18 protein-coding genes, 1 tRNA gene and 1 pseudogene are annotated in these 15,045 nt (G+C 41.6%); 3 read left to right on the forward strand and 17 right to left on the reverse strand.

All coding sequences use genetic code 11. The features are described 5' to 3' along the window. Positions 1–43 precede the first annotated feature (43 nt). From NKF87_RS11675 to murB, 11 genes are all read right to left on the reverse strand, one after another. A complete protein-coding gene (locus NKF87_RS11675; protein ID WP_117597765.1) occupies positions 44–853 on the reverse strand; it encodes an energy-coupling factor transporter transmembrane component T family protein in 810 nt (269 codons plus the stop codon). Next, on the reverse strand, positions 850–1,707 hold the full coding sequence (locus NKF87_RS11680) for an energy-coupling factor transporter ATPase (protein ID WP_055281891.1): 858 nt from the start codon (positions 1,705–1,707) through the stop codon (positions 850–852). The genes NKF87_RS11675 and NKF87_RS11680 overlap by 4 nt, the downstream gene beginning before the upstream one ends. Then, positions 1,694–2,572, reverse strand: a complete 879-nt coding sequence (locus NKF87_RS11685) for an energy-coupling factor transporter ATPase (protein ID WP_117597766.1) — start codon at positions 2,570–2,572, stop codon at positions 1,694–1,696. The genes NKF87_RS11680 and NKF87_RS11685 overlap by 14 nt, the downstream gene beginning before the upstream one ends. A 7-nt stretch (positions 2,573–2,579) precedes the next feature. Next, complete coding sequence (locus NKF87_RS11690) at positions 2,580–3,140, reverse strand: CD3073 family putative ECF transporter S component (RefSeq protein WP_055281895.1); 561 nt, start codon at positions 3,138–3,140, stop codon at positions 2,580–2,582. Between the two features lie 27 nt (positions 3,141–3,167). After that, the gene (locus tag NKF87_RS11695; RefSeq protein ID WP_055281898.1) at positions 3,168–3,707 is read right to left on the reverse strand and encodes a CD3072 family TudS-related putative desulfidase; all 540 of its coding nucleotides are present in this window, start codon (positions 3,705–3,707) and stop codon (positions 3,168–3,170) included. Positions 3,708–3,887: 180 nt separating this feature from the next. Next, positions 3,888–3,959, reverse strand: a tRNA-Glu gene (locus NKF87_RS11700). Between the two features lie 102 nt (positions 3,960–4,061). Then, positions 4,062–4,973, reverse strand: a complete 912-nt coding sequence (locus NKF87_RS11705) for a diacylglycerol/lipid kinase family protein (RefSeq protein ID WP_117597767.1) — start codon at positions 4,971–4,973, stop codon at positions 4,062–4,064. Positions 4,974–5,093: 120 nt separating this feature from the next. Further along, positions 5,094–5,345, reverse strand: coding sequence for an HPr family phosphocarrier protein (locus NKF87_RS11710; protein ID WP_028086428.1), 252 nt, complete (start codon positions 5,343–5,345; stop codon positions 5,094–5,096). Beyond that, the gene (whiA, locus tag NKF87_RS11715; protein WP_055281903.1) at positions 5,338–6,243 is read right to left on the reverse strand and encodes a DNA-binding protein WhiA; all 906 of its coding nucleotides are present in this window, start codon (positions 6,241–6,243) and stop codon (positions 5,338–5,340) included. Before whiA ends, NKF87_RS11710 begins: the two co-directional genes overlap by 8 nt. Before the next feature lie 8 nt (positions 6,244–6,251). Beyond that, positions 6,252–7,133: an RNase adapter RapZ gene (gene rapZ / locus NKF87_RS11720; protein ID WP_117597768.1), complete on the reverse strand. Its 882-nt coding sequence runs from the start codon at positions 7,131–7,133 to the stop codon at positions 6,252–6,254. A 1-nt stretch (position 7,134) separates the two neighbouring features. Beyond that, on the reverse strand, positions 7,135–8,046 hold the full coding sequence (gene murB, locus NKF87_RS11725; protein WP_055281908.1) for a UDP-N-acetylmuramate dehydrogenase: 912 nt from the start codon (positions 8,044–8,046) through the stop codon (positions 7,135–7,137). A 206-nt stretch (positions 8,047–8,252) separates the two neighbouring features. Here murB and NKF87_RS11730 point away from each other — a divergent pair, with 206 nt between their 5' ends. Continuing rightward, positions 8,253–9,536 (forward strand): HlyC/CorC family transporter, encoded by a 1,284-nt coding sequence (locus NKF87_RS11730; protein WP_117597769.1) that lies wholly within the window; start codon positions 8,253–8,255, stop codon positions 9,534–9,536. A 14-nt stretch (positions 9,537–9,550) separates the two neighbouring features. Here the strand turns inward: NKF87_RS11730 and NKF87_RS11735 are convergent, their stop codons facing one another. The 4 genes from NKF87_RS11735 to NKF87_RS11750 form a co-directional block, all read right to left on the reverse strand. Beyond that, complete coding sequence (locus NKF87_RS11735) at positions 9,551–10,252, reverse strand: sigma-70 domain-containing protein (RefSeq protein WP_117597770.1); 702 nt, start codon at positions 10,250–10,252, stop codon at positions 9,551–9,553. A gap of 208 nt (positions 10,253–10,460) precedes the next feature. After that, positions 10,461–10,718, reverse strand: a complete 258-nt coding sequence (locus tag NKF87_RS11740; RefSeq protein WP_028086422.1) for a hypothetical protein — start codon at positions 10,716–10,718, stop codon at positions 10,461–10,463. 105 nt (positions 10,719–10,823) lie between these two features. Then, positions 10,824–11,606, reverse strand: a complete 783-nt coding sequence (locus NKF87_RS11745; RefSeq protein ID WP_173791407.1) for an N-acetylmuramoyl-L-alanine amidase — start codon at positions 11,604–11,606, stop codon at positions 10,824–10,826. Between the two features lie 143 nt (positions 11,607–11,749). Continuing rightward, positions 11,750–12,442 carry a FadR/GntR family transcriptional regulator gene (locus NKF87_RS11750; protein ID WP_117598197.1) on the reverse strand — a complete coding sequence of 231 codons (693 nt, stop codon included), beginning with the start codon at positions 12,440–12,442 and terminating at the stop codon, positions 11,750–11,752. A gap of 108 nt (positions 12,443–12,550) precedes the next feature. Between NKF87_RS11750 and NKF87_RS14500 the strand changes: the two are divergent. After that, positions 12,551–12,643 (forward strand): annotated as a pseudogene (locus tag NKF87_RS14500) (RpiB/LacA/LacB family sugar-phosphate isomerase); the annotation flags it as partial. A 60-nt stretch (positions 12,644–12,703) separates the two neighbouring features. Here NKF87_RS14500 and rpiB read toward each other — a convergent pair. Next, positions 12,704–13,156, reverse strand: a complete 453-nt coding sequence (rpiB, locus tag NKF87_RS11760; protein WP_055282014.1) for a ribose 5-phosphate isomerase B — start codon at positions 13,154–13,156, stop codon at positions 12,704–12,706. A 105-nt stretch (positions 13,157–13,261) separates the two neighbouring features. Here rpiB and NKF87_RS11765 point away from each other — a divergent pair, with 105 nt between their 5' ends. Beyond that, positions 13,262–14,053, forward strand: coding sequence for an HAD family hydrolase (locus NKF87_RS11765; RefSeq protein ID WP_253583583.1), 792 nt, complete (start codon positions 13,262–13,264; stop codon positions 14,051–14,053). Between the two features lie 111 nt (positions 14,054–14,164). Here the strand turns inward: NKF87_RS11765 and NKF87_RS11770 are convergent, their stop codons facing one another. Further along, entirely contained in the window at positions 14,165–15,034 is an 870-nt protein-coding gene (locus tag NKF87_RS11770; protein WP_055281920.1) for a sugar phosphate isomerase/epimerase family protein, read from the reverse strand. Positions 15,035–15,045 lie beyond the last annotated feature (11 nt).

Below are 15,045 nucleotides of genomic sequence, written 5' to 3' on the forward strand. Positions count from 1 at the left end.
CTTTATGACAAATTTGTTTCACTTGCATTATATATCATAACTTCTAAAAAGACAAGGAACTTATCCTTGCAATTATGAAAACACTAATATATATCAAAATCGCAAGGTATCCCGCCCGGTCTTCTTTTTTATATACCAATGGATACATTCTTGAAGTTTTTCCGCTTCCTGTATACCCCCGGGCTTCCATTGCCATTGCCAGATCCGATGACCTTCGTACCGTCAGCAGAAACAATGGAAGCAATAACGTCATGACACCTTTACATTTTTCCAGTATATTGCCATCTTCAAATTTTGCGCCTCTGGCTGCCTGTGCATCCATCAAAACATTTAATTCTTCTAACATGATGGGAATGAATCTGAACGCTATCATCACAATGACCGCCATTTCATGCACAGGAATCCCTGTTTTTTCCAATCCGGAAAACGCTTTTTCCAAACCATCCGCAAGTTCTTTCGGAGTTGAAGTATAAGAAAGGAGAGATGCACCCGAAATCATCAGGGCAATCCTTGCTGTCATCTGTACTGCCTTTAATATTCCTTGTTTTGTTATCGTAAATATCCAGACCTGTATAAGCGGATCGCCCGGCGTGTACAACATACGGAATAGGAACGTAAAGCAGAGCAAAAGCAGAATTCCCCGCAATCCTTTCAACAAATATCCAAATGGAACTCCCGCGGCCTTATAAAGGACAAGCATTACTATCAGACATCCGATATACCAGCAGACATTTTTCACAAGGAACAGCGAAATAATGTATACCAGAACTCCCATCAATTTTGTTCTCGGATCCATCCGGTGAATCACAGATTCCGAATCATAATATCTTCCAATCGTAATATCCCGAATCATAATGGTTTCTCCTCTTTCAAAATCTCTGCCAGCATCTTTTCTGCTTCTTCCACACTGATTGCCGGCCGTGGCAAAGGCACGCCTTCTTTTATCAGCGAATAGGTCAAATGTGTGATCTGCGGAATTCCAATGTTCATTTCTTCCAGTTCTTCCACTCTGGAATATACTTCTTCCGGAGTGCCATCCATCGCGATCTTTCCTTTATACATCACCCATACACGGTTAGCAAATTGCGCTACATCTTCCATATGGTGTGATACCAGTACAATTGCGTTATTTCGTTTCTCTCTTATCCTGCATAACAGCTCAAATATTTCATGTTTCGTCTCAGGATCAAGCCCTGCTGCCGGTTCGTCCAGCACCAGTATTTCCGGCTGCATCGCTAATACACCTGCAATTGCAGCACATCTTTTCTGTCCTCCCGAAAGCTCCATCGGACTCATCTGATAATACTCTTCCGGAATCCCTACCAGTTCCAGGCTTTCCTTTGCTAACTTTCCGGCCTCTTCTTCACTCATTCCCAGATTCAGCGGACCATACATCACATCTTTCAAAATTGTCCTGCCAAACAACTGTTGTTCGGGATATTGAAATACAAGTCCGACTTTTTTTCTCAATTCTGAAAGCGGATATTTTTTACTGTATATATTTTTACCTTTAAAAAAGATTTCTCCCGATTCTGCCTTCAGCAGACCGTTCAGATGCTTAATCAATGTTGTCTTTCCTGATCCCGATGCACCGATCAGTCCTATAAAATCGTGCTCTCTGATTTCAAACGAAACATCTGCCAGGACATCTGTCTTCCCTTTTGCCGGATCCTGATAAGAAAATGTGATATGTTTACCTTGCAGCATCTTTCCAGCCTCCGCATTTACTTCTATATAGTTCTGTAATTTTTCTGATCATTTCCTGTTCATGTAAAACCGGTTCATCCAATCCGATCTTCTGCTTTTTCAGCCGCATACCCAATTCTACAACCGGCGGAATATCCATTTTCGCTCTTTTTAACAGGCTGCGGTCTGCAAATATTTTCTTTGGAATATCATCTCCGATTATTTTTCCATCCTTCATCAATATAATACGATCCGCATCTACGACTTCATCCGTATGATGTGTGATCAGGATAATCGTCATTCCCTCTTTTTGATTCAATTCTTTCACAATATTTATTACTTCTTTTCTTGAAGAGGGATCCAGCATAGCTGTCGGTTCATCCAACACCAGACATTCCGGGAGTCCTGCCAGCGCATCCGCCGTTGCTAGTCTCTGTTTCTGCCCGCCCGATAATTTGGAAGGCGGAGTTTTTCTCTTCTCCCACAACCTTACTTTCCGCAAAACATCTTCTACAATTCTTCTTATTTTTTCCGGCTCTACATTTTTATTCTCCGGACCAAATGCAACATCTTCTTCTACACTGGTGCCAACAATCTGATTGTCCGGGTTCTGAAACACCATACCAACCCGGCTTCTGATTTCATAAAGCCTTTCTTTTGCCTGTGTATTCTTTCCGTCAATCCATACTGTCCCTTCATCCGGAAGCAGTAATACATTCAAATGCCGGGCTAATGTAGACTTACCGGAACCATTCGGCCCTAAAATTGCCACAAACTGACCAGACGGAATATCTAATGATATTCCGTCCAACACTGTCTTCTCACTTTTTGTATTTTCATCTTTCCATATTGTATAGTTATGTACCAGATTTTCAATCTTTATCATATGAGATTTATGCCTCTTTCTTAAAATTATCCAAAAATCTCATCGGCATTGCCTTAATGAGCAGATATCCGATAACACATGTTCCGATCTTATCGATCAAGTTTGATGCAACATTTCTAAGGAAGGAAGCCTGAAAAATTGTTTTTCCACCCTGCACCAGTGACATCACCAGCATATCCGAAACTGATCCATTCAGTCCTCCATATACATAGATTCCGATTGGTGTTCCGATCGCCGGGCAGATAAAACTAAGTGCAACACCTGTAATTATTGCCGGAACGATTCCGAATTTCCATTTTTTTGCCACAAGACCTACGATCAGACCGACTGCCATATTTACCAGACAGAATGGGATATCCGACACGCTATAGATCAGTCCTGTAATAATATTGCTCAATGCTCCTACGATGATACCCGGTACCGGACCAAGAATCGCCGCAGAAAGTACGGTTCCAAGTGTATCCAGATATAACGGGATACCCAGTGCCGATGTGATAATTCCAAGTACAATGTTCATTGCTACTGCAACACCACAAAAAGTTGTTACATAGACTTTTCTGTTTTTCATTTTGTTCTCCTCTCTTCTCTCCAACCATTAGTTTTTCAGCAGCTGTAATGCTTCCTGCATCGTCATAATAGGAATCTTCATATTTTTTTTACGAAGTTCTTCTTCCAGTACTTCCATATATACACCCGGTTTTTCTGTCATTTTCAGAGACTTCTGAATGTCCTGTATTCTTTTTTCATCCGTTCCAATCTCACCCTTCCATTCTCCTTCGCAGGTAAGATGATATCCACAGTTCGGACTGCCTTCTACTGAAACAATCCCCAAAATGCGGAATTTTTCCACATGCTGCGCATATTCTTGCAACTGAAATAAAACCGGTTCAAGAATCTGCCGGCATTGTTCAATATAAAATGGATGTTGAAACTGATTCTTTACATGCCCCCATCTCTGAGACCCATACATGATAAACTCTGGACAGGGCATTTGAAATAACTGTACATCTTTTTTTAAAACAAGCTGCAGCAACTCTTCCCGGATCTTATATTCTCCGGCCAGTTCCGCTTCATCCTGTTCCACCTTTGCCGCATGATTCAAAATGCAATGAGATACTATCAAAAGATCTTTCATAATTCCTATTCCTTTCCGACTTCTTCCATAATATCATTTATTATCTGCTTATTGAAATTGTTTTTCTTTATATAAAAGATTGCTTATAGATTATATCTATGAAATTAATAATGGACTTTTAACAGACTTGTTTTGAACACTTTGATAAAAAAAATCTGCAGAAGAATCTGCAGATCTCAGTGACTCCGAGGGGAATCGAACCCCTGATTCCAGCGTGAGAGGCTAGCGTCTTGACCGCTTGACCACGGAGCCATTCGTTTGGTACTTGCCTAGTATAGCAAGGATTTTGCAAAAAGGCAAGTACTTTTTTTAATTTTTTTAAATTTCTCAGTTTTTTCTACAATTCAGGGATTTTTAATCTTCTTCATGCGTTCCCGGAACCATGATCTGAAGCTCTTTATTCAGGTTCTCGACCACAACTTCATCGTGTTCGCCGCCGAATTCCCCATCCAGCGTCCATGGTATCTCCTCTATAGATTCGAACATGATCCGTCCACTCTTGAACGTATACATATACTTGGAATCCATCTGCTCGATCATCAATGCAGCGATGATTTCCTGCAATTCGATCGGATTCTTAGGTGTCTTGATTAATGTCACTTCAAAAACCCCGTCATCGAATCCGACCTGTTTTCCGATCAGATTACGGAACCCACCGACGGATCTGGAATTTGTAACCATTCCATATACGAATTCATCTTCGACCACTTCATCATCATGTGTCACCTTCACCTTATATGAAGGAATATTGAACAGACGTTTCGCACCTTCCAGCACATATGCCAGATGTCCCAGAACATTCTTCATAGACTGTTTTGTCTGGTAAGATACATCTGTAAACAGTCCGAATGCCGCAATATAGACAAAAATATCATCATTAAATCTTCCGGCATCACAGGCAAATACTTCCCCATTTACTGCATTGTCTGCTGCCTCCAGTAATCCTCTCGGAATATGAAGGCTGCTTGCGAAGTCATTTGTTGTACCGGTCGGAATATATCCGATCGGCTCCCGCTTATCCCTGTCGCGTTTCATCATACCGGTTACGACCTCGTCAAGCGTTCCGTCTCCTCCGCTGCACACGATCAGATCGTATTCACTGGAATCATATTTCTTAATTTTCTTATACGCATCACGATACGCCTGCGTCGGATATGCCACAACCTCATAGCCGGCTTTCACAAAGATATCAATCACATCTGCAAGCTTCGGTTTTAAAAGTTCTTTTCCCGCATGTGGATTGTAGATAAAAAGCAAACGCTTCATAAAATATGCATCCTCCCTTATCTTTCATATAATTCTTAATTTAATAATGAAGAGGCTATTGTAACTCTCATCACAACGGCCCCTTTATCTCACATCATCCGGATATTCCCTGTATTATTGTTATGCACCTAAAAATGTTGCCACGCCACTTACGGCTGCATCTTCATCCTGACCGTCTGCTACAATTGTAACATCTTCGCCTTTCTGAAGTTTCAGACTCATCATTCCCATAATACTCTTTGCGTTAATCTTTTTACTTCCCATCACAATATATACCTGGCTCGCATACTGGCTTGCTTCCTGTACGAGATGAGCCACCGGACGGTCTTCCATGTCCATATTATTCTGAATGGTAACAGGCTTTCTAATCATAACGACTTGCTCCTCCTTGCTGTTCCCTTAACTGTTGTGCGATTTCACTTAACTTCCTGAGCCTGTGATTCACCCCTGATTTTCCCAGAGGATTCGCCATTAGCTGACCAAGCTCTTTCAAAGCCGCTTCCGGGTATGCCAGACGCGTAAGGGCAACGTCTCTTAATCCCTCCGGCAGCTTCTCAAAACCGATCTGATCTCTGATATATGTAATATCCTCCATCTGCCTTACTGCAGCAGATACGGTTTTATTAATATTAGCTGTCTCACAGTTTACTTTCCGGTTCACAGAATTACGCATCTCTTTCATGATACGGACATTCTCCAGTTCCATCAAAGCCACGTGGGCTTCCATCACATTCAGTATATCTACAATCTGTGAGCCTTCCTTAAGATAAACTACATATGTTCTTTTACGCTGTACAATCTTCGCATCTACATCGAAACTGTTCATCATGTCCCGCAGATGCTCTGCCTGACGCATATCGTTACAGACAATTTCAAAATGATAAGACTTGCTTGGATCACTCATAGACCCCGATGCTATAAATGCTCCCCTGATATATGCTCTCTTACAACAGACTGCCTGTACGATCGTGTCACGGATCGCCATTAGTTCTTCACCTTTTGCATAAATGTAATAACTGTAATTATCTTTTCCTGCATTTCTGCGGACTACGATATCATTCTTTATATTAAACGTTTTTTCCAACAATGTAAAGCATTTTCTTGCGACCCCTAGATTTTCTGTATGTACTTTAAGACAGCACACTCCTTTGTACCCCGATCCAAATGCTCCGCACATATGAACAATTGCAGACAATTCCGCAATATCACAGTGTCTTGCTCTGGCATAATGTTCCAATAATTCTTCTTTTACTTTTCCCGAGAATGACATCTGACTTTCTACCTCGCTTTGGTGACAGCATCCTTTCCAATATCACGGTGTTCGATACGGATACCATAATTATCATTCTTACTCAATGCTTCATATAATTCATTCGCCAACGTTACCGACCGGTGCTTTCCGCCTGTACATCCGATCCCGATCACCAGCTGCGTCTTACCTTCCTGTACATAATTCGGAATCAGGAATTCCACCATATCCGTCAGTTTTGCAAGGAACATTCTTGCCTTGTCATTATCCATGACATACTCCCGGACTTCTTTGTCATTCCCGCTTTTCGGACGCAGTTCATCAATATAATACGGATTAGGAAGAAAACGTACATCAAATACAAGGTCTGCATCTGCCGGTATTCCGTATTTGAATCCAAATGACAATACGGATATATACAGATTCTTATATTCTTTATTTTCCACAAAAATCTTTGACAGTTCTGCACGCAGTTCTCTTGTCAGCATATGACTGCTGTCAATCAGATAATCTGCACGCTCTCTTAAAAATTCCAGTCGTTTTCTTTCTTCTTTAATTCCTTCTTCCACTCTCCCATCTTTTCCGGATAAGGGATGAAATCGTCTTGTCTCTTTATATCTTTTGATCAGTACATCATCACTGGATTCCAGATACAGGATCTCAAATCTTGTTCCTGACCGGTCCAGCTCTTTTAATATCTTCTTCAGTTCATAAAAATTCTGTCCACTCCGGATATCTACTCCAAGAGCAGCCTTGTTGATCTCCGTCCCCGGCACGCTTAACAGTTCTGCCATCTTCGGAATCAGCGGTACCGGAAGATTGTCCACACAAAAATACCCCATATCTTCCAGCATCTTAAGCGCTGTACTTTTTCCAGCCCCGGACATTCCGGTAACGATCACACATCTCATCTTAGAACACTCCCAGTCTCTTTACTTCCGGCTCCAGCCGTACTCCTGACATTTCATACACCTTATCAGACACCTGGTTCATCAGGTTCATCACATCTGCTGCTGTTGCCTGATCCTTATTCACTACAAATCCACAATGTTTTTCAGACACCTGCGCTCCTCCGACCTGAAATCCACGAAGTCCTGCATCCTGTATCAGCTTTCCCGCGAAATATCCCTCCGGGCGTTTGAATGTACTTCCTGCACTCGGATATTCCAACGGCTGCTTTGTAATTCTTTTTTCCTTCAGGTCATCCATAACGGCTTTGATCTCTTCTTTTTTTCCATTCTCAAGTCTGATCACCGCACTTAATACAATATAGTCTTTTTTTGCGATCACACTGGTACGGTATCCGAGTTCCAGTTCATCTTTTGTCAACGTTTTTACATCCCCGTCACGGGTAAGAACGGTTACCGTTTCCAGTACATCCTTCATCTCCCCGCCATATGCTCCGGCATTCATCACACACGCTCCTCCGAGTGTTCCCGGAATTCCTGCCGCAAATTCAAAACCTGTAAGTTCTGCTTCCATTGCACGGTTAGCAATCATGGAAAGCAATGCGCCCGCCTGTGCGTGAATCTCATTTTCTGTAATTTCTACCTGATTCATCTGTTTATATATCTGGATGATCACTCCTTCATATCCCTGATCGGATACCAGAAGATTACTTCCATTTCCTACTATATAATAAGGAACATTTTCCTGTGTGCACACCTCGATCACTTTTGCAACTTCTTCTTCCGTCTCTGGTGTCACAAAATAGCTTGCCGGACCTCCCACACGGAATGTTGTGTGAATCTTCATCGGTTCATCCTTTTTTACCTGTTCCACTTTTAAAATACTCAATAATTTCTTTCCTATTTCCTGATTCATTCTTGTCTCCACCTTTTTTGTCAGGTTGTTCTTCTTCCAACCGCTACTATATCATACAGAATTTTCAGTTCATAAAATTCCTGCCCTCAGACAGTACTTACATCTTACACTAAACGCCCGGTAAATTCAACGTACACTTGCAAATTTGCCTCAAATGCGGTATATTAGTGCCAAGTATTTATTTTTTAAAGGAGTGAATTATACAATTGGACACGAGTGTCGCGATACAACTCATTATTCTATTGATTTTATTGATTCTTTCAGGATTTTTTTCATCTGCGGAGACAGCTTTAACAACGGTAAACCGAATGCGTATCCGTGGTCTTGCCGACGAAGGCAGCAAGCGGGCAAAAACCGTTATGCGTATTACCGATGATACCAGCAAGATGCTGAGTGCAATCCTGATCGGTAATAATGTGGTGAATCTTTCCGCCGCTTCCCTTACTACCACCCTGGCTTACAATCTTGGCGGGTCTATGGTGGCAGTGGCAAGTGCAGTTCTGTCTGTACTGATCATTCTCTTCGGAGAGATCACACCAAAGACCATGGCTACACTGCATGCGGAAAAGATGTCTCTTCGTTATGCTCCGGCCATAAATCTGTACATCAAAGTCATGACACCATTTGTATTTATCATCAATACGCTGTCGGATATCATTCTCCGCATTCTTCACATCGATCCGAATGCCGGAAATAAACAGATGACAGAATCCGAACTCCGTACGATCGTAGATGTCAGCCACGAAAGCGGTGTCATCGAATCTGACGAAAAAGAGATGATCTATAACGTATTTGATCTTGGCGATGCGAAAGCGAAAGATGTTATGGTACCAAGAGTTCATGTTACGTTCGCCGATGTAAATGCCACCTACGAAGAATTGATCGACATTTTCCGCGAGGACAAATTCACACGTCTTCCGATTTTTGAAGATACAACGGACAATGTTGTCGGTACGATCAATATGAAAGATCTTCTCTTATATGACAAAGAAAAAGAGTTTCATATCCGCGACTTTATGCGCGAGGCCTATTTCACTTACGAATATAAGAATATTTCCGAATTACTTGTGGAGATGCGCCAGGCTTCTTTTAACATTGCCATCGTTCTTGATGAATACGGCGAAACTTCCGGACTGATCACATTAGAGGATATCCTGGAAGAAATCGTCGGAGAAATTCATGATGAATATGACGAAAACGAAGAAGACTTTATCAAACAGGTTGGTGAACGCGATTATATCGTAGAAGGTTCCACGAATCTGGATGACTTAAATGACAGGCTCGATCTTGATCTGACCTCAGAAGAGTATGATTCCGTCGGTGGATTCATTATCGAGCATCTGGACCGGCTTCCTGAGATTGGCGACGGCGTCACCACCGAAGACGACATCCATCTGGTTGTAGAAAAATTAGATAAAAACAGAATTGAAAGTGTACATTTATATCTGCCGGAACCAAAACCGGAAAATGAAGAAGGAGACGAGGATTAATCCCCGTCTCCTTTTTATTCTTCATCTTTCACTTCTTCTCCGGCAAGTTTCAGAATATCTTCGATCTCATCCTCGCTGATTCCAAGTCTGTCTGCAACTTCATCCACGCTGACTTTACGTCCGTATTCTTCTTTCATACTCTTAATCGTCTCATCAAGTTCTGTAACTTTCTCAACCATCTTATGATCTCTTCTCTTTACTTCTGTCTGCGACTCCAACGATGCCAGCATTCCGGCACGTACCTGTTCCAGAATCTCTTCTTCATCTTTTTCCTTCCGGATCTCTTTTAATGCCAGCATCAGTACAATGTTTCCTTCCTGGATCATATCACCGATAAACACTTCCGGATGATGCAGTCTCACCGCTTCTTCTACCACTTTCGGAAGATAATATGCCATGCGCACCTCTTCCGGTGTCTCTTCATTCATATCGCCAAGACTTCGCAGATATTCTTCTACGTATTTCTGTTCGTCCGGGCTTAATGGCTGTTGTTCTTCATTTTCCGCTTCTTTTACCGTACCTCCGGCCTGTTTATAACCGATCACCGCCATCTTCATCGATAACAGGTAATCACAGACCAGATTCATCTGTTCCTGCGAAAGTCCATCCTCTTCAAAATACTTTTCCACTTCATCTACGGTAATCTTTCCATTCTGATCTTCTGCAAGCGCAAGTACTCCCGCAAGCTTTTCTTTAAACTGTAATCTATCTGCCATTTTATTCCTCCATCTTTTTATTACTTTTATTCATACATACACATTTTATTGTTGTCTTAACACTCCCAAAGCAATTCCATAATATTATGAAATGATCCTCGTGTCAATTGCTATACCATCCGCCATCATATCCTCCTGTATATTCCGAAACTAAAAAAGGACTTGTTCTACACTGTTTTGTAAAACAAGTCCCTTTTTAATTTATCTTCTATTCCATGGAGTGGTGTTTGTATAACCCGTACAGATATAAGCTGCCCCCGACCAATCCTACGATCAATCCTCCGTAGATTCCTGCACACATGAGATTTTCCAAATTACCCGTGATAGAAAATCCCAAAAATTTGCAGATCAGCATTCCTGCTCCCATCGTTGCTGCCATCCATCCAATCATATTGATTACCAGAAAAGCACTGACAGCTCCTTCTATTGTAAATTCTTTATTCAACATATTCCACAGATATCTCATCTCTAAACGCCTCCCGTTTTTTGAATCTTTACTCTTATCTCTTTTTCTGATTCAAGTATAGAAAGGCTATGTTAAATAAAATACCCCGGCAATGAAAAATCTATGTTAAATCTTTCCCTGCACGATTAAAGTCTGATATCCTGCCCGCTTCAGACGACGCTCCATCTGTACCGCATCATTTAAATTATCAAATTCTCCTACATAGACTCTGTAATACGGACCGGACCGGTCAATGTACACCGGATACTCCTGCTCCAGAAGTTCATTCTGCAGCCGGTTCGCATAGCGTTGATTCCGGAACAAGCCCACCTGCACCCGGTACACCGGAACTTTTTCTTCTTTGATCAGCCCATTACTTTCCAATGTGTCCAGAATCCCATCTGCAATTGCCTGTGCGATATCTTCAAAGTTATCATCAAACAGACGGTTATCTGTGTCCGAATTCAGGAATCCGGCTTCTACCAGTATCGCCGGCATTTTTGTACGTTTCAGAACCACCAGATCCGGTCTTGCTTTCACGCCCAGATTCACGAAGCCTACACCTTCGAGCTGCTCATTGATATCCTGTGCCATCTTGTATTTGAGTCCCGACAGATCATAGATCAGACTTTCAACTCCTTCCACCTCATTATCGGCAGGAAACGAATTTCTATGAATAGAAATAAAGAGATCGACTCCTGCATTATTTGCCTTCATTGCTTTCTCATAAGGGGTTTCATAGACATCCGTTGTCCGCGTATATCTCACATCCAGTCCTCTGTCAGACAGGATCTCTCCGATTGCCAGCACCAGTCTCAGATTGTCATCCTTTTCCTGTCTTCCTTTATAGACTGCTCCCGGATCTTTTGTACCGCCGTGTCCGGCATCCAACATGATCGAATATGCCATAACTATGTTCCTTTCCTATCATCTTTTATAAAATCAGGGGCTCCTTCATTTCTGCCTCTTTACAGGCAAAAAATATAGCAGACAGGAACCAATCCCATCTGCTATAAAATATGAAACATTATGCCAAATGTTCTTCTGTTTTTCTATCTTTCCCGTTCTTCCAAAATCTCATTGATCAACGTAAAATGATGTTCCAAAGCCTCCAGGCCTTTTGCTTTATTTTTCTCTTTCAACCCTTCTATCAGCTTTTTATGACATTCATTCAACAAATTCTTTCTCTCTTCCGTACGCAAAATCTCCGCACGCATATCGTGAATAAATGAATCGATCACACCGGAACATGCCTCCAGAAAATCCTGCACCAGTATATTGCCCGACGCCTTTGAGAGCGTATAATGCAGTTTCTTATCCAGTGCTGCATTCTTTACATCATCCTGACTCCGATCCAGTTCCTTTACTGCTTTCTCCATTTCTTCTATCTGACCATCTGTTGCATTTTCTATTGCAAGCGAAAAGGCCAGACATTCCAACGCCTGGCGTATCTGACTGATCTGCCTGTAGTCTATCTGATCCATAGCAAACATCATCGTCATCGTCTCCGCAAGACTTTTCTGGAATTCGCAGGTAATATAATTTCCCGATCCCTGCTGCGAAGAAATTACTCCTGTCATATCCATGATACGGATTGCCTCCCGCACTGAATTACGGCTTACATTCAACCGTTCTGCGATATCCCGCTCCGGCGGCAGTTTCTCCCCCGGACGAAGTTCTCCATCCAAAATCTTCTTTTTAAAGTAATCAATTACGCCTTTATAAGCCTTCTGCTGTCTCTCCATCACATTCCTCTTTCATTATATAATGACACTAACTCTTAATAAGTAAGTTTACACTATCTGTTTATATTGTCAAGCACACAGCCATTTCCTTTTTCAAAATAATCCTAATTAAGAGAAGAATTAACAGATGCTTTCCTTACGAACGAATTTGTTCCTGGATGCTCTTCACAGCCAAAGGTAGATGCTTTTCATCAGAAATAAATGAAAAAAGGCAGTACACAGATTATCACTCCGTGTACTGCCTTTTTATATTTTTTAGTTTTACAAATTATGATTTCTTTTTTCCACATCCATGATCATGTCCACTCTCGCGGCATGTCTTCCGCCTTCAAACTTCGCGTTCAGCCATTCATCAACGATACATTTCGCTGTTTCAATACCGATCACACGTGCTCCGAATGCAATTATATTCGCATCGTTGTGTTCTTTCGCCATTCTTGCTGTATATGGATCGCTGCATACTACTGCACGGATACCATTCACTTTATTCGCTGCAAGTGAGATTCCCGCACCGGTTCCGCAGATTGCAATTCCCTGCTCTACTTCACCGCTTGCCACCGCATTACCAATCTTTTCACCATACTCCGGATAATTGCAGCTTTCATAAGTATCTGTTCCATAATTCACAACTTCATATCCCAGGCTTTTCAGATATTCTACAATCTCATTTTTCATGTCTACTGCCGAATGATCGTTTGCAATCCCTATCTTCATATCCTTGTTCCTACCTTTGTCTTTCATATTTTACTCATTTATATTATAATTAGTAGCGAAATAAATATCAATGTTTTCAGAAATGTTTTATCTAAGGAGTTATTTATGGTTAAATTAATCGCCAGTGACCTCGACGGCACATTACTTCAAAACGGCGCACGCGATGTAAATCCCATCGTTTTCGATCAGATCCGTACATTAAAAGAACACGGAATCATGTTCGCAGCAGCCAGCGGACGCCAGTATCTGAACCTGCGCAGGCTGTTCACTCCGGTTCAGGATGATATCGCATACATAGCCGAAAACGGTTCTCTTTGCATATACAACGAAGAGACTATTTCCAAAGGGATCATCGAACAAGACCTTGCTTACCGTATCCTGGATGAAGTTGCCAGATATCCACAATACAATTGCATTATCTCCGGCGAACGTATCTGCTACAGCACCTCGAAAAATCCTAAATTCTATAATCACATGGTAAATGTCATCAAGAATCATATGAAATTCATTGATGATCCAAAAAGCGAGATTCCGGAACCGATTCTTAAGATTGCAGTCTGCGATTACAACGGAACCGATGCATGTGAAAAGCATTTAAAAGAAATGTTTTCTTCCGACATTAAAGTGGTTACTTCCGGTAACCTCTGGGTAGATTTTATCTGTCCGACAGCCAACAAAGGAAGTGCACTGAAAAATCTGCTCGATCATCTGCATATCGATGCAAAGGACTGTGTTGTATTCGGTGATCAGTACAACGATGTTGAAATGCTTAAGACCGCTGGTACAAGCTATGCTATGACTAATGCTGCACCCGGGATTGATAAATATGCAACCCATGTCACGGATTCTGTTGAGAAGGTTTTGCAGCAGATTATTGATGAATTGCCTGCAGTATAACAAAAAAAAATCTTCCAGCTGCTTCTCTTGCATGTCAGAGTCTAAAAAACCGATGGAAATAGCTGTTATCCGCTACTCCATCGGTTTTCTCACTTATTTTTTAACACCAGATTATTTCCAATCCAACATATATCTCTGGAACTCAACTGATCGTTTTGCATCTGCATCAAGTTCTGCTTCACTTGCCCCACGACTGATATCTCTCCAGATCTTAATATCCGATCCAACCTGACCACCCATACGTACAAACGGTTCCATAACTACATTCCCGTCATATTTAATATCCTGTAATGCATCACCGATTTCTCTCCAAGGCATACGTCCCTTTCCCGGTACCATACGGTTACATTCGCCTGTATGCAGGTGTCCCAGAAGATTTCCCGCATGGCGGATTGCGTCTCCGATACTCACCTCTTCAATATTCATGTGGAATGTATCAAGCATAACTTTTACATTATCTTTATCTACTTCTTTTACAAATTCCACACCTTCTTCTGATGTATTTAAAATGTGCGTCTCAAATCTGTTAATAACTTCCATTCCAAGATCAATTCCATATGGTTTTGCAGCATCAGCAAGTTCCCGTACACCCTCTACACTGTATTTCCAGTCTTCCGGTTTATTTACCGTTGAAAAATCAACCGGCCAGTAAGAATAAAGTGCACCTCCAAGCCAGTGCATATCCAATTCACCCATTACATCAAATGTCCGCTTATACCAGTCAAGCGCCTCTGCTTTGATCTTCGGATCAGAGGATCCCATATTATGATTAAATGTCGGACCATATCCGCCTGTCAGGATAATACCATTATCATCCGCACATTTTCTTAATTCTTTGATCTCTGTCTGAGAATAATCTGCAATCGGACCTACCCCGATTTCCAGAATATCAAATCCAAGTCTGGCTACTTTTTCCACATAATATTTGTAATCAGCAGCCCATTCACTTTCCCAATAAGCGTAATAAATTCCATGTTTCATGTTGTATATCC

The organism is Dorea longicatena, assembly GCF_024168045.1.
GTDB lineage: Bacteria > Bacillota > Clostridia > Lachnospirales > Lachnospiraceae > Dorea_A.

What these genes read in the sequence shown, in the direction of transcription:
- NKF87_RS11675 (WP_117597765.1), bottom strand. Translation starts at nt 853, where the DNA reads ATGATTCGGGATATTACGATTGGAAGATATTATGATTCGGAATCTGTG.
- NKF87_RS11680 (WP_055281891.1), bottom strand. Translation starts at nt 1,707, where the DNA reads ATGCTGCAAGGTAAACATATCACATTTTCTTATCAGGATCCGGCAAAA.
- NKF87_RS11685 (WP_117597766.1), bottom strand. Translation starts at nt 2,572, where the DNA reads ATGATAAAGATTGAAAATCTGGTACATAACTATACAATATGGAAAGAT.
- NKF87_RS11690 (WP_055281895.1), bottom strand. Translation starts at nt 3,140, where the DNA reads ATGAAAAACAGAAAAGTCTATGTAACAACTTTTTGTGGTGTTGCAGTA.
- NKF87_RS11695 (WP_055281898.1), bottom strand. Translation starts at nt 3,707, where the DNA reads ATGAAAGATCTTTTGATAGTATCTCATTGCATTTTGAATCATGCGGCA.
- NKF87_RS11705 (WP_117597767.1), bottom strand. Translation starts at nt 4,973, where the DNA reads ATGAAGCGTTTGCTTTTTATCTACAATCCACATGCGGGAAAAGAACTT.
- NKF87_RS11710 (WP_028086428.1), bottom strand. Translation starts at nt 5,345, where the DNA reads ATGATTAGAAAGCCTGTTACCATTCAGAATAATATGGACATGGAAGAC.
- whiA (WP_055281903.1), bottom strand. Translation starts at nt 6,243, where the DNA reads ATGTCATTCTCGGGAAAAGTAAAAGAAGAATTATTGGAACATTATGCC.
- rapZ (WP_117597768.1), bottom strand. Translation starts at nt 7,133, where the DNA reads ATGAGATGTGTGATCGTTACCGGAATGTCCGGGGCTGGAAAAAGTACA.
- murB (WP_055281908.1), bottom strand. Translation starts at nt 8,046, where the DNA reads ATGAATCAGGAAATAGGAAAGAAATTATTGAGTATTTTAAAAGTGGAA.
- NKF87_RS11735 (WP_117597770.1), bottom strand. Translation starts at nt 10,252, where the DNA reads ATGGCAGATAGATTACAGTTTAAAGAAAAGCTTGCGGGAGTACTTGCG.
- NKF87_RS11740 (WP_028086422.1), bottom strand. Translation starts at nt 10,718, where the DNA reads ATGAGATATCTGTGGAATATGTTGAATAAAGAATTTACAATAGAAGGA.
- NKF87_RS11745 (WP_173791407.1), bottom strand. Translation starts at nt 11,606, where the DNA reads ATGGCATATTCGATCATGTTGGATGCCGGACACGGCGGTACAAAAGAT.
- NKF87_RS11750 (WP_117598197.1), bottom strand. Translation starts at nt 12,442, where the DNA reads ATGGAGAGACAGCAGAAGGCTTATAAAGGCGTAATTGATTACTTTAAA.
- rpiB (WP_055282014.1), bottom strand. Translation starts at nt 13,156, where the DNA reads ATGAAGATAGGGATTGCAAACGATCATTCGGCAGTAGACATGAAAAAT.
- NKF87_RS11765 (WP_253583583.1), top strand. Translation starts at nt 13,262, where the DNA reads ATGGTTAAATTAATCGCCAGTGACCTCGACGGCACATTACTTCAAAAC.
- NKF87_RS11770 (WP_055281920.1), bottom strand. Translation starts at nt 15,034, where the DNA reads ATGAAACATGGAATTTATTACGCTTATTGGGAAAGTGAATGGGCTGCT.